Origin of the sequence: Leifsonia poae, from assembly GCF_050632865.1 — a bacterium.
Classification (GTDB): domain Bacteria; phylum Actinomycetota; class Actinomycetes; order Actinomycetales; family Microbacteriaceae; genus Leifsonia; species Leifsonia poae_B.
Window position 1 is genome coordinate 192,341 of the sequence record NZ_JBODSA010000002.1, and the last position, 12,834, is coordinate 205,174.

Below are 12,834 nucleotides of genomic sequence, written 5' to 3' on the forward strand. Positions count from 1 at the left end.
CGGAGCCCGGTCAGACGCCGAGGTGGAAGCCTCCGTTGGAGTGGAGGAGCTGGCCGTTGATCCAGCCTCCGTTCGCGGAGAGGAGGAACGAGACCAGGTCGGCGGTGTCGCGCGGCGTGCCGAGGCGGCCGAGGGCGGTCTCGGCGGCCAGGGCATCGGCGAGGTCGGGCGTCATCCAGCCGGTGTCGATGGGGCCGGGGTTGATGAGGTTCGCCGTGATGCCGAGGTGGGCGAGCTCGACCGCCGCCGCCTTGACGATGCGGTCGAGCGCGCCCTTGCTCGCGCCGTACGGCAGGTTGTACGCCGTGTGGTCGCTGGTGAGCGCGACGATCCGCCCCGCGCCCGACGGTATGCCGTTTGCGGCATACTGCTCGGCGAAGGCCTTAATGAGCAGCCAGGAGCCGCGCGTGTTGACCGCGAAGTGGCGGTCGAAGGCCTCGACGCTGGTGTCGAGCAGGCCGCTGTCCACCGAGTAGGCGTGGCTGGCGACCAGCGCCTGGATGGGTCCCAACTCGTCGTTCACACGCGCGACGAGGTCGGCCGGTCCGGCCGGATCCGAGACGTCGGCGACGAAGCCGAGGGCGCGTCCGCCCTCGGCGGACACCTCGGCGGCCAACTCCTCATGGAAGCCGGCGTCCGGCGCGAGGTCGGCGAATGCGACGTCGAAGCCGTCCGCGCCCAGCCGGCGCACGATCCCGGTGCCGATCGCGTTGGGCCGGCCGACGCCGGTGACCAGGACGAGGGGACGACGCTGTTCGGTCATCCCCCCATCCTGTCAGCTAGAGCACCTTGGACAGGAACGCCTGCGTCCGCTGGTGCTGCGGGTTACCCAGCACCTCACGCGGGTCGCCGGACTCCACCACGACGCCGCCGTCCATGAAGACCAGCTCGTCCGCCACCTCGCGGGCGAAGCCCATCTCGTGCGTCACGACGACCATGGTCATGCCGCTGGCGGCCAGGCCCTTCATGACATCCAGCACCTCGCCGACCAGCTCCGGGTCGAGCGCAGAAGTGGGCTCGTCGAACAGCATGAGCTTCGGGTCCATGGCCAGCGCGCGCGCGATCGCGACGCGCTGCTGCTGGCCGCCGGACAGCTGCGACGGGTAATGGTCGCCCTTGTCGGCGAGGCCGACGCGAGTGAGCAGTTCGTTCGCGCGCTCGACCGCCTTGGCCTTCGAGATGCCCTTCACGCGGATGGGCGCCTCGATGACGTTCTCGAGCGCGGTCATGTGCGGGAACAGGTTGAACCGCTGGAACACCATCCCGATCTCGCGGCGCTGGCGGGCGGCCTCCTTCGGCTTGAGCTCGTACAGCTTGTCGCCGTGCTGGCGGTAGCCGACGACCTCGCCGTCGACCGAGAGCCGGCCGGCGTCGACGCGCTCGAGGTGGTTGATGCAGCGCAGGAAGGTGGACTTGCCGGAGCCCGACGGGCCGATGATGCACAGCACCTCGCCCGGGTTCACCTTCAGGTCGATGCTCTTCAGCACCTCGTTGGAGCCGAAGCTCTTCGAGACGCCCTCCGCGAGCACCATGGGGGTCGTGTCGGTCATCCCTTGCCTCCGAGGTCGTTTCCGTCGGGTGCGCCCGCCGCCGGCAGCGCGCCGGTCGCGAGGGCGGGTTCGTTGCGGTCCGGGCGACGTGCGTTGACACCGCGCGAGAACCGCTTCTCGAGGAAGTACTGCCCGATCATCAGGAGCGACGTGAACAGCAGGTACCACAGCGACGCGACGATGAGCAGCGGGATAGGCGTGTACGTCACCGCCGAGATGTCACGGGCGACGCCGTACAGGTCGGTGGTGAGCGGGATGGCCGCCACCAACGAGGTCGTCTTCAGCATCGAGATGACCTCGTTGCCCGTCGGCGGGATGATGACGCGCATGGCCTGAGGGATGACGATGCGTCCCATCGTCTGGCCCCACGACATACCGAGCGCGGTCGCCGCCTCCTCCTGGCCTTTGTCGACCGAGAGCAGGCCGGCGCGCACGATCTCCGCCATGTACGCCGCTTCGTTGAGCGCGAGGCCGATGATCGCGATGATGAACGCGTTCTGCATGAAGCCGAGGTCGAAGGTGAAGCCGACGTCCGTCCACGGCACGCCGAGGAAGATCTGCGGGTAGATCAGCGAGAACAGGCCCCAGAAGACGAGCTGCACGTAGACCGGGGTCCCGCGGAAGATCCACAGGTACACCCACGCGACCGACTTCACGACCGGGTTCGGCGACTGGCGCATCACCGCGAGGATGAGGCCCAGGATGACGCCGATGATCATCGAGAAGACGGTGAGTTCGAGGGTCACGAGCGCAGCAGCACTGATGCGCTTGTCGAAGACGTACTTGCCGACGTACTGCCAGCCGTACGCGGAGCGCTGGGATGCGTCGATGATGAACCAGACGACCAGCAGGATGAGGATGACGGCGAAGACGATCCGCCACGGGTGCTTGAGCTTGATCGCCTTGATCGGCTCGGAGCGGGAGCCCGCCGGCGACGGGACGGATCCCGTCGCCGGCCGAGCGGTGTTGCTCTGGGACATGAAAGGTCAGCCCTTCGAGGCCGCGTTGAAGTCGGCCTTCTCGACGGCGCCGTCGGCGACGCCCCACTTGTCCAGGATCTTCTTGTAGGTGCCGTCATCGATCAGTGCCTGGACCGCCTTCTGCAGCACCGGGCCGAGCTTCGAGTCCTTCTGGACCGGGAGACCGTACGGCGCCTCGTCGAAGGTCTTGCCGGCCTCCTGGAGCTTGCCGTCCGACTTCGAGATCGCGTACAGGGTGACGGGCGAGTCGGCGCTGAGGGCGTCGGCCTTGCCGAGGATGACCGCGTTGGTCGCGTCGTCCTGGGTGTCGTAGCGGAGGGCCTGGATGGCGGGCTTGCCCTCATCCGTGCACTTCTTCGACTTCGCGGGCACCTCGTCGGTGTCCTCGTAGGTGGTCGACTGGACGGCGACCTTCAGGCCGCAGGCGTTGTCCGGGTCGACCGTCTTGCCCTTGGCCGAGGCCCAGAGGATGCCGGCCGAGTAGTAGTTGACGAAGTCGACCTGCTGCTCACGCTCGGTGGTGTCGGTGAACGACGACATACCGTAGTCGTCCTTGCCGCCGGCGATGCTCGGGATGATGTTGTCGAACTTCGCGATCGCGAAGTCGGTCTTCACGCCCAGCTTCGCGCCGATCGCGTTGGCCAGGTCAACCTCCCAGCCGACGGGCTGACCGCTGTCGTCCTTGAACTCGTTCGGCGGGTACGTGTTGTCCATGCCGACGACGAGCTTGCCGGCGTCCTTGATCTTCTGGGGCAGCTGGCCGGCGAGGGAGTCGTCCTTCTTCACGCCCGCCGCGGCGCTCGACGTTGAGCCGGAGGACGGGGTGGAGTTGTCGACGCAACCGGTGAGCGCGAGGGCTGCAACGGCGGCGATGGCGGCGATGGGGGCCGCGGATCGGATGCGCATGTTGTCGTTGTCCTTCTTCCTGGTGCAGGAATGTGTCTATGCGTATTGCACGGGTAAGGGGAGGATACCCCAGCGGCGAGGCCGCCCCTCAACACTAATTCGCGCAGGGAACAGCGTTTTTCACGGACGTTTCCATCAGGTTTCGCGTCGATCGAGCGCGAAATCCGCGTTTCGGGGCGCTTTGCGCTATAGATCGCGGTCGTCGCGGCGGAGATGCGCCGCTGGGTCTCGATCGGCTATCGGTTCTCGAGCGCGACGGGCCGGGCCGGGTCGTTGGACCACGCCGAGTAGGAGCCGGCGTAGAGGGACGGCATCGGGAAGCCCGCGACCACGAGCGCCAGGGCTTCGTGGGCGGCTGTGACGCCGGATCCGCAGTAGACGCCGACCCGCGCGTCAGCGGTGACGCCGAGGGCGGTGAATCGGGTGGCCAGCTCATCGGAAGGCAGCATCCGGCCGTCGGCGCCGAGGTTGTCGGTCGTCGGTGCACTCACCGCGCCGGGGATGTGCCCGGGGCGCGGGTCGACGGGCTCGACCTCGCCGCGGTACCGCTCGGCGGCACGGGCGTCGAGCAGGACGCCGTCGCCGTCGGCCGCGAGCACGGCGGCGTCGTCGCCGTCGAGGAGGGGAAGCGCGCCGAACCGAAGCTCGATGGATCCGGGGGCCGTCAGCACCTGTCCGGTCTGGAGGGGATACCCGGCGGCGCGCCAGGCGGCGAGTCCGCCGTCGAGCACGCGCACATCGCGGACGCCCGCGTGACGCAGCAGCCACCAGGCGCGCGCGGCGGAGGTTCCGGAGACGTCGTCGTACACGACGACCGAGTCGCCGTCGTTCAGCCCCCAGCGGCGCGCGGCGCCCTGGAAGTCGGCCTCGGACGGCAGCGGGTGCCGCCCGTCGGTGGGCGCGCCGTGACCGGCGAGCTCGGTGTCGAGGTCGACATAGATCGCCCCGGGGATGTGGCCGCGCTCGTACTCCTCACGCCCGGGCGGACCGCCGAGCTTCCAGCGGACATCGAGCACGCGCCACGACGAACGCCGCCGGCCGGCGCCGCTCCACAGGGATTCAGCCCCGAGAGCGACGTCCAGCGCGGCGGCGGTGATCAGCGGCGGGAGTTCCGTCGTCATATCGTGGCGTCGGTGTCAGCGTCCGCTGGACGCCTTCGCGTTCGACTCGTAGGAGGTGTTCGTGGACTCGAAGAAGTTCACGAGCTCCAGCGTGTCGTTGGCGGTCGCCATCCACTTGGCCGGGTTGGAGACCTTGTACTCGGCCTCGAAGCCCAGCTCCTCCAGGCGACGGTCCGCCAGGTAGCGGACGTACTGGTTGATGTAGTTGGCATTGAGGCCCAGGATGCCGCCCGGCAGGAGGTCGCGGTTGTACTGCTCCTCCATCTCGACGGCGTCGAGGATCATCTGGCGGATCTCGGCGGCGAACTCCGGCGTCTGCAGGTCGGGGTTCTCCTCCAGCACCGTCAGGATGAGGTTGATGCCGAACTTGAGGTGCAGCGACTCGTCGCGCACCACCCAGTCGATCAGCGAGCCGAAGTTGCGCAGCAGGTTCCGCTGACGGAACGACAACGCCACCATGAAGCCCGAGTAGAACCAGATCCCCTCGAGGATGACGTTGTACGCCACCAGGTTGCGGATGAAGTCCTGCTTGCCCTCGGTCGTCGAGATGTCGAGGGTCTGCTCGGTCATCCGCTTGATGAAGCTGACCTCGAACTCCTCCTTCTTCGCCATCGACGGCACGTCGACGTGGGAGTTGTACGCCTGCTCGCGGTCGATCGGGAACGTCTCCAGGACGTACTCGAACGACATGCAGTGGTTGGCCTCTTCCCACATCTGCTTCGCGAGGTAGAGGTGCGCCTCGGCCGCGTTGATGTAGGGGTAGACGCCGAACGCCAGCGCCTTGTTGACCAGCAGCTCGTTCGGGTTGAAGTAGCTCATCAGGAAGGTGACCGCGTGGCGCTCCTCGTCGGTCATCCGCTTGAAGTCGGCGATGTCCTCGCCGAGCTGGATCTCGTTCGGGAACCAGGTGTTCGCCACGGCCTGGTCGTACAGGTCCATCGCCCACTGGTACTTCACGGGCTTCAGCAGCAGCCCCTCTTCGATTCCGGTGCCCAGAATCCCCATGGTCTCGTTCTCCTCGTTACTTCGGTGCGCGTCCGGCGCGGCTTACTGGCAGGACTCGCACTGCAGGTCGTCCATCGGGTCGACCGGCACGTAGTACTCCTCGATCTTGGTGCTGTTCACTTGTTGTCACCCCCGGTCAGACCTCCGAAGCCGAAGCCACGACGAGCAGGGGCGGCGGCCGGAGCCGTCTCGGTGACGGCGGGACCCGCGGCCGGGGCCGGCGCACCGGCGCCGACGGAGGCGAAGCCCTTGCGGCCGCCCGAGATCTCCTCGGCCTTGTTGACCTTGACCGTCGACTGCTCGGCCTGGTGACGCGGCTTCATGTGGAGGTAGTACGTCGTCTTGACGCCCTTCTCCCAGGCCGCGTAGTAGATGTCCATCATGTCGCCGAGGTCGCGGGTCTCGAGGTACATGTTGCGGCTGATCGCCTGGTCGATCCACTTCTGCGCACGCGCCGCGACCTCGATGAAGGCGTACGGCGAGAGCTGGAAGCTCGTCTTGAACGTCGCCTTGATGTCGTCCGGGATCTCCGCGATGTTCTGGATGTCGCCCTGCGACCGCAGGATCGCCTCGCGGACGTCCTGCCAGATGCCGCGCTCCTGCAGCGTCTCGACCAGGTTGCGGTTGACCTCGAGGAACTTGCCCGACGAGGTCGACCGGCTGAAGATCTGCGAGAACTGCGGGTCGAAGCCGGGCGTGGTCCCGGCGACGAGACCGATGGACGCGGTCGGCGCGATGGCCATGAGCGTCGCGTTGCGCATGCCGCCCTTGACCTTCTCGCGCAGGCGGTCCCAGTCGAGGCGGATGCTGCGGTCGACCGTGATCGGCACGCCGCGGTCGGCCTCGGTGAGCGCGATCGAGTCGTAGGGCACGAGGCCCTTCGACCAGCGCGAGCCCTCGAAGTTCGGATACGCACCGCGCTCCTGCGCCAGGTCGGCGCTCTCGTCGATGGCCGCGTACGAGACGTGCTCCATGATCTCGTCGATCAGGGCGTACGCCTCCTCGCTCTCGTAGCTGAGGCCCAGCTTCTCGACGACGTCGGTGAAGCCCATGACGCCCAGGCCGATGGCGCGGTTCTGCTGGTTGGAGTAGTCCGCCTCCGGCACGCTCGACACCGTGATGTCGATGAGGTTGTCGAGCTGACGCACCGCCTGACGGGCGCTCGCCTCGATGCGCTCCCAGTCCATCTTGCCGTCGACCAGGTGACGGGTCAGGTTGATGGAGGCCAGGTTGCAGACGGAGACGTTGTCGCGGTCCTGCGGCAGCGTGATCTCGGTGCAGAGGTTGGAGAGGTGGATCGTGCCCGTGTTGTTGTTGAGGGCACGGTTGTTGATCGTGTCCTTCCAGGTCAGCCACGGGTGGCTGGTGGTCTGGAGGCTCATCAGGATGTCCTTGAACTGCGCGCGGGCGCTGATCTTCTTGAACATCTTGAGGTTGCCGGCCTCGGCCTCGGCGACATAGTGGGCGTAGCGCTCCGAGAACGCCTTGCCGTACAGCTCGTTGAGGTCGGCGACCTCCAGCGGGTCGAAGAGGTACCAGTCCTCGTCGTTCTGGACGCGCTTCATGAACTCATCGCTGATCCACACCGCTGTGTTCGCGGTGCGGGTGCGGCGGTACGGGTCGCCCGAGTTCTGGCGCAGGTCCAGGAACTCCGGGAAGTCCATGTGCCAGTTCTCCATGTAGAAGCAGAGGGCGCCGAACTTCTTGCCGCCGCGGCTGACCGCGCGCAGCACCGAGTCGATCGTGTGCATGAACGGGATCGGGCCGGTCGAGGTGGTGTTGTTCGAGCGGATGGGCGAGCCCTGGGCGCGCAGCTTGGTGACCGAGAGGCCGATGCCACCGGTGCCCTTGGTGAGCCACATGACGTCGCGGACGCTCTTGGCGATGTGCTCGATGTCGTCCTGCATCTCCATGACGAAGCAGTTGGAGAGCTGCGGGTACGCGGTGCCCGCGTTGACGAGGGTGGAGCCGGCCGCCAGGTACTCGAGCTTCGACATCTTCTCGTAGAAGGCGATGGCGTGGCTGGTCGGGTCGGCCTCGTTGAGCGAGAGGCCCATCGCGATGCGCATCCAGAAGAACTGCGGCACCTCGAGGGAGTCGCCGTTGCGGGCCTTGATGCCGTAGCGGTTGTTGAGGGTGACGACGCCGATGTACTTCAGCAGCTCGTCGCGCGACGGGTCGAGGTAGCCGGCGAGTCGGTCGAGGTCGAACGCGGTGGTGAAGCGGCCGTCGAGCAGCGTCTCGGCGACGCCGCGCTCGATGTAGCCGCGGAAGCGCTCGGCGTGGAGCTGCACGAGCTCGTCGTGGCCCTCGTAGTCGCCGAGGACGCGCTTGTAGATCGTCTTGAGCAGGAGGCGAGCGGCGACGGTGTCGAACGCCGGGTCGTCCTTGACGTTCTGGAGGGCGACCTGGATGACCGCCTCGTCGAGCTGCTGCGTCGTGATGCCGTCGAACAGCGTGAGTTCGAGCTCGCTCGCGATCTGCGTCACCCACGTGATGTTCTCGTCCAGTCCCTGGGCCGCATTCTCGATGGCCAGGTTGATCTTGTTGGCGTCGTACGGCTCCCGTTCGCCGTTGCGCTTCACGACTGTGATTGCCACTGTCTCTCCCTCTTCGCTGTGCCGCATCACCCTGCGGCTCGACCACTATATAGCGGGGGTCCGACATTTCCATCCCCCACATCTAGTGGGCGTGTCGTCCACAGATGGGGACAACTTATGCACAGTTTCCACACCCCGCTAAGGGGGTCACCCGTGCTGTGGGAACCTCTGGACGCGGCTTTCCGGACCGATAGTGTTGACCGTTGTGAGCAGCTATTCCAGCCTTCTGAAGACGCCGGGCGTCGCCCGCATCATCGCGGCTCAGCTCACCGCCCGCTTCCCGTTCGGCATGCTGTCGCTGGCCTTCCTGCTCCATATCGAGCGCATCCACGACTCGTACGGCGCCGCGGGTCTGGTCCTCGGCGCGATGAGCATCGGGCAGGCGATCGCCGGTCCGATGACGAGCCGCCTGATGGGTGTGCTCGGGATGCGCGTCGTGCTCTGGACGACCCTCCTCCTCTGCTCCGCCGCGGTCGCCGCGATCGGCCTGTTCGTCATGCCGATCCCGCTGACTATGGCCGTCGCGTTCTTCGCCGGTCTCTGCATGCCGCCCATCCAGCCCGCGGTCCGCACGATCTATCCGAAGATGGTCAACTCCCGGCAGCTCACCCCGCTGTTCTCACTCGACGCGTCCGCGCAGGGAGATCATCTGGATCGCCGGCCCCGTCGCCATCACGTTCGTCTCGACCCAGATCGGCACGGTGGAGGGCATCCTGATGTCCGTCGCCATCATGCTCGCGGGCGGCTTCTGGTTCATCGCGTCGCCCGAGGTGGGGCGGGTGCGCATCCCGCGCAGCAAGCGGCGGTTCGGGACCGTGTTGGCGCGTCCTCCGGTGCTGCTCGCCACGGTCGTCGGCTTCCTGCTCATCGGCTCGTGCTCGGCCGTCGAGGCCGGCGTCGTCGCCACCTTCGGTGAGGGGTCGCCGCTCGCCGGCATCGTCCTCGCGATCTGGTCGCTCGGCTCGCTTGTCGGCGGCCTCGCCTTCGGGCACGTGCCGATCGGGCCGTGGGCCACCGCACGTCGCATGCTGATCGTCTTCGTCGGCGTCGTGCTGTCGACCTTCATGCTCTGGTCGTGGTGGGGCCTCTCGATCACGCTGCTGATCGCCGGCCTCGGCATCGCCCCCGCCCTGGCCGTGCTGTTCGCGATCGTGTCCGCGAGCGTCAAGTTCTCCGACACCGCCGAGGCGTACGGCTGGGTCGGCACCGGCCAGCTCATCGGCGCCGCGCTCGGGTCCGCCCTCGCCGGCTTCCTCATCGACGGTACGGGCGCCGTCGGCGCGTTCTGGGTGGCCGGCGCCTTCGCGCTCGTCGGCTTCGTCGTCCCGGCGCTGGCGCACCGCATCCACCCCGACCTCCGCGGCCGCGACGCCTCCCCCATCCCCGACACCGAGCCCGTCCCCGTCCAGCCCTCCTGACACCCTCCCTCCTAGCCCTTTCGTGAATTGCTCGGAGTTGCTGTCGACACGCCGTCGGCGACAACAACTACGAGCAATTCACGCAGGGGTCTGTGGATGAGGGCCGGGCGGAGGAAGGCGGGTGCCAGTGTGGGCGGATGCCAGATCAGCACGTCTTCTCGACTCTCGACGCGGGTCGCCATGGCCTCACCCCGGCGCAGCTGCGGTCGCCCCGACTGGTTCGACCGATCCGCGGAATCCGCATATCGGTCGAGTCGGACGGATTCCATGCGCGCCTGGAGGCTTTCGCGGCGCACCGTCCCACGGACTTCGCCTTCAGCCACACCACAGCTGCTCGGCTCCTCGGCTTCCCGCTGCCGCTCGACTGCGGACCGGAGATCCACGTGAGTGTGCCTGCAGGCGCCCGCGCCCCGGTGATCAGCGGGTACGTCGGTCACGCACTGAAGCGATGGTCGGTGATCGAAGCCGGGTGTTTCCCGGTCACGCCGCCCGAGCAGACGTGGCTCGATCTGGCGACGATGCTGCGCCACGAGGATGTTGTCATCGCTGCCGACTACCTGCTCAGCGGCAACCCTTCGCTCACCACGATCGACCGGCTTCGTTCAATGCTCGCCGCATCGGCAGGGCGACGCGGCGCTGGGCGAGCACGGCTGGCGCTCGACCGCGCCAGAGTCGGATCCGAGTCACCGGGCGAGACACGACTCCGCCTGCTGCTCACCGATGCCGGCCTGCCTGAACCCGCCCTCAATCACCGCATCCTCGACTCCGCCGGAAGGTTGGTCGCTCGCGTCGACCTCGCCTACGTCGAGGCGCGTATCGCGCTCGAGTACGAGGGCGACATCCACCGGGTCGATCGGAGCATATGGATGAAGGACATCTCACGGCGTGAACACGTCGAAGACCTCGGCTGGCGCCAGATCCGCGTAACCGCTGCCGACCTCCGCAACCCCGCACGCCTGCTCATCCGCCTGCGCCGCCTGCTCCGTTCCCGGCTCACCCACCCGTGAATTGCTCGTAGTTGCTGTCGACACGCCGTGCCGGACCGCAACTACGAGCAATTCACGGTAGAAGCCGGGCTACCAGCGGGGGTGGATGGCGGCGCGGAAGTGGTCGTCGTAGATGCGGTGGACGGCGGCGTCGAAGCCGGCGGGCAGGGAGACCGAGCCCGCGGCCGCGTTCGCACGCGCCTGCTCCGGCGAGCGCGCGCCCGGGATGACCGTGGTCACGCCGTCCTGCGCGACGATCCACGCGATCGCGGCCTGCGCCGGCGTCACGCCCTCCGGGGCGAGGGACGCGAACTCGCGCGCCGCCTGCACTCCCTCCTCGTAGTCCACGCCCGAGAAGGTCTCGCCCACGTCGAACGCCGAGCCGTCGCGGTTGTAGGTGCGGTGGTCGTCCGCCGAGAACGTCGTCCGCTCGGTGTACCGGCCGCTCAGCAGGCCGGACGCGAGCGGCACGCGGGCGATGATGCCGACGCCGGCCTCGCGCGCGGCGGGGAGCACCCGGTCGAGCGGCTTGAGGCGGAAGGCGTTCAGGATGATCTGCACCGTCGCCGTGCCGGGGTGCGCGATCGCGGCAAGCGCTTCGTCCACGGTCTCGACGCTCACGCCGTAGTTCTCGATCGCACCCTCTTCGACGAGCGTGTCGAGCGCGTCGTACACGGCCTCCGTCGAGAACACGGGGGTGGGCGGGCAGTGCAGCTGGACGAGGTCGAGCCGGTCGACACCGAGGTTGCGGCGGGAGCGGTCCGTCCACTCCCGGAACTTCGCGAGCGTGAAGTTGGCCGGGTCCTGCGCTTCGCGGCGGCCCATCTTCGTGGCGACCGTCAACGGCAGCTCGGGATGCTCGGTGACGAACCGCCCGATGATCTGCTCGCTGCGCCCGTCCCCGTAGACGTCGGCGGTGTCGAAGAAGGTGACGCCCGATTCCGCCGCCGCCTCGAGCACGGCGAGCGCGTCGTCTTCGGAGACGTCACCCCAGTCCGCTCCGAGCTGCCACGTGCCGAGTCCGACGACCGACACCTCCCGTCCGGTTCCGCCGAGGATGCGCTGTTCCATACCGCCAGCGTAGGCGTTGCGCGGAGACCGCAGAACCGGCGGGCACGTGGCCCGCCGGTCCGTCATCGTCCCGCGCACGTCAGGCGGCGGCCTCGGTCACCTCCTGGTTGCGGAAGTGACCCGCGAGCATCGCCGCGACGCCCGCGGCGGCCCAGCCCAGCAGCACCAGCCACGGGAAGGTCGCGTCCGCGTCCGGGAAGTAGGAGAGGTCCCGCAGCAGGGTGACGGAGGCGCCGGGCACGAACCACTGCCCGATCTCGCCCCACGGCCCGACCAGGAACTGCAGCGGCTGCGCCGCGGACGACAGCGGGTTGCCGACAAGCACGGTCAGCACCGCCCCGACGGCGATGCCCACGCGGCCGAGCAGCGCGTTCATCCCGACGATGAACGACGCCGTGGCGAACATCGAGAGGGAGACCGCGAGCGCGTTCACCCAGAAGCCGCCCTGCAGGATGCCGAACCAGCCCTGCAGGATACCGGCGACGGCGAGTCCGACGGTGACCGCGTACACCGCCACGGCGGTCAACCGCCGCCAGCTCCCGGCGACGAGGATCGAAATGAGCACGCCGCCGAGCATTCCACCCAGGACCAGCGGGAACGCGGACGACGTCAGGCCGAGCCCGCGGGAGTCGGTGGAGGCGAGTGGGACGACGTCCGTCACCTTCACCGTGATGGTCGGCGCCTGCGTGCCGGCGGGTGCGCGGCCCGCGGCGATGGCCTGCTGTACAGCGGCGTCCGCCTGCTGCTGCGCCGAGGCCTGGATGCGCGTCGCGACCTGGCCGAGGATCTGGCTGACGGCGGCGCCGTTCGCCGAGGCCGTCAGCACCTCCGGCTGATCCCCGAGCACGATGGCCCCGTAGACGTCGCGGCTGCGGATGAGGTCGACCGCCTCGTCGCGGGTCGCGACCGTGGTCGTGTCGAAGGCGCCGTGCGCTGCGGTGTCGAGCTGCTTCTCGACGGCGGAGACCGCGGTGCTGTCACCCGCGATGGCGATCGGCAGGTCCTTCACGGAGGAGGTGATCGTCGGCCAGAGGAACGCGAGCAGCACGACGACGACCGCGGCTGCCGCGCCGATCGCGAGGAGCACCGAACGCAGCCACGGAGTGTGCGGCGGCTGCGTCGGCGTGACCGCGGACGTGTCGTCCTGCGGCGGGCGGGTCAGGGTGTCGCTCATGATCTCCTCCAAAAACGAATGCT

The 12,834-nt window shown here is 68.1% G+C and carries 10 protein-coding genes and 1 pseudogene; 2 read left to right on the plus strand and 9 right to left on the minus strand.

Annotated features, from left to right (window positions below):
* Positions 1 to 10: 10 nt before the first annotated feature.
* The 7 genes from ACRAWB_RS08120 to ACRAWB_RS08150 all read right to left on the minus strand — a co-directional run bounded on the left by ACRAWB_RS08120 (position 11) and on the right by ACRAWB_RS08150 (position 8,162).
* The gene (locus tag ACRAWB_RS08120) at positions 11 to 763 is read right to left on the minus strand and encodes an SDR family NAD(P)-dependent oxidoreductase (protein ID WP_431352883.1); all 753 of its coding nucleotides are present in this window, start codon (positions 761 to 763) and stop codon (positions 11 to 13) included.
* A gap of 16 nt (positions 764 to 779) precedes the next feature.
* A complete protein-coding gene (locus ACRAWB_RS08125) occupies positions 780 to 1,550 on the minus strand; it encodes an amino acid ABC transporter ATP-binding protein (RefSeq protein WP_082888921.1) in 771 nt (256 codons plus the stop codon).
* On the minus strand, positions 1,547 to 2,530 hold the full coding sequence (locus ACRAWB_RS08130; protein ID WP_431352884.1) for an amino acid ABC transporter permease: 984 nt from the start codon (positions 2,528 to 2,530) through the stop codon (positions 1,547 to 1,549). Before ACRAWB_RS08130 ends, ACRAWB_RS08125 begins: the two co-directional genes overlap by 4 nt.
* A 6-nt stretch (positions 2,531 to 2,536) precedes the next feature.
* Complete coding sequence (locus tag ACRAWB_RS08135) at positions 2,537 to 3,436, minus strand: ABC transporter substrate-binding protein (protein ID WP_431352885.1); 900 nt, start codon at positions 3,434 to 3,436, stop codon at positions 2,537 to 2,539.
* Positions 3,437 to 3,672: 236 nt separating this feature from the next.
* Complete coding sequence (locus ACRAWB_RS08140) at positions 3,673 to 4,557, minus strand: sulfurtransferase (RefSeq protein WP_431352886.1); 885 nt, start codon at positions 4,555 to 4,557, stop codon at positions 3,673 to 3,675.
* Positions 4,558 to 4,572: 15 nt separating this feature from the next.
* Positions 4,573 to 5,562, minus strand: a complete 990-nt coding sequence (locus ACRAWB_RS08145; protein ID WP_064109554.1) for a ribonucleotide-diphosphate reductase subunit beta — start codon at positions 5,560 to 5,562, stop codon at positions 4,573 to 4,575.
* Between the two features lie 116 nt (positions 5,563 to 5,678).
* Positions 5,679 to 8,162, minus strand: coding sequence for a ribonucleoside-diphosphate reductase subunit alpha (locus ACRAWB_RS08150; RefSeq protein WP_431352887.1), 2,484 nt, complete (start codon positions 8,160 to 8,162; stop codon positions 5,679 to 5,681).
* 205 nt (positions 8,163 to 8,367) lie between these two features.
* Here ACRAWB_RS08150 and ACRAWB_RS08155 point away from each other — a divergent pair.
* Both ACRAWB_RS08155 and ACRAWB_RS08160 read left to right on the plus strand, forming a co-directional pair.
* Positions 8,368 to 9,580: pseudogene (locus ACRAWB_RS08155) on the plus strand (MFS transporter).
* A gap of 137 nt (positions 9,581 to 9,717) precedes the next feature.
* Entirely contained in the window at positions 9,718 to 10,587 is an 870-nt protein-coding gene (locus ACRAWB_RS08160; protein WP_431352888.1) for a hypothetical protein, read from the plus strand.
* A gap of 69 nt (positions 10,588 to 10,656) precedes the next feature.
* On the opposite strand, the gene ACRAWB_RS08165 is transcribed toward ACRAWB_RS08160, so the two are convergent.
* Both ACRAWB_RS08165 and ACRAWB_RS08170 read right to left on the minus strand, forming a co-directional pair.
* Positions 10,657 to 11,637, minus strand: coding sequence for an aldo/keto reductase (locus ACRAWB_RS08165; protein ID WP_431352889.1), 981 nt, complete (start codon positions 11,635 to 11,637; stop codon positions 10,657 to 10,659).
* Positions 11,638 to 11,716: 79 nt separating this feature from the next.
* The gene (locus ACRAWB_RS08170) at positions 11,717 to 12,811 is read right to left on the minus strand and encodes an ABC transporter permease (RefSeq protein WP_431352890.1); all 1,095 of its coding nucleotides are present in this window, start codon (positions 12,809 to 12,811) and stop codon (positions 11,717 to 11,719) included.
* Between the last annotated feature and the right edge of the window lie 23 nt (positions 12,812 to 12,834).

Coding starts and splice junctions, on each gene's coding strand:
- ACRAWB_RS08120 (WP_431352883.1), bottom strand. CDS start 763: ATGACCGAACAGCGTCGTCCCCTCGTCCTGGTCACCGGCGTCGGCCGG.
- ACRAWB_RS08125 (WP_082888921.1), bottom strand. CDS start 1,550: ATGACCGACACGACCCCCATGGTGCTCGCGGAGGGCGTCTCGAAGAGC.
- ACRAWB_RS08130 (WP_431352884.1), bottom strand. CDS start 2,530: ATGTCCCAGAGCAACACCGCTCGGCCGGCGACGGGATCCGTCCCGTCG.
- ACRAWB_RS08135 (WP_431352885.1), bottom strand. CDS start 3,436: ATGCGCATCCGATCCGCGGCCCCCATCGCCGCCATCGCCGCCGTTGCA.
- ACRAWB_RS08140 (WP_431352886.1), bottom strand. CDS start 4,557: ATGACGACGGAACTCCCGCCGCTGATCACCGCCGCCGCGCTGGACGTC.
- ACRAWB_RS08145 (WP_064109554.1), bottom strand. CDS start 5,562: ATGGGGATTCTGGGCACCGGAATCGAAGAGGGGCTGCTGCTGAAGCCC.
- ACRAWB_RS08160 (WP_431352888.1), top strand. CDS start 9,718: ATGCCAGATCAGCACGTCTTCTCGACTCTCGACGCGGGTCGCCATGGC.
- ACRAWB_RS08165 (WP_431352889.1), bottom strand. CDS start 11,637: ATGGAACAGCGCATCCTCGGCGGAACCGGACGGGAGGTGTCGGTCGTC.
- ACRAWB_RS08170 (WP_431352890.1), bottom strand. CDS start 12,811: ATGAGCGACACCCTGACCCGCCCGCCGCAGGACGACACGTCCGCGGTC.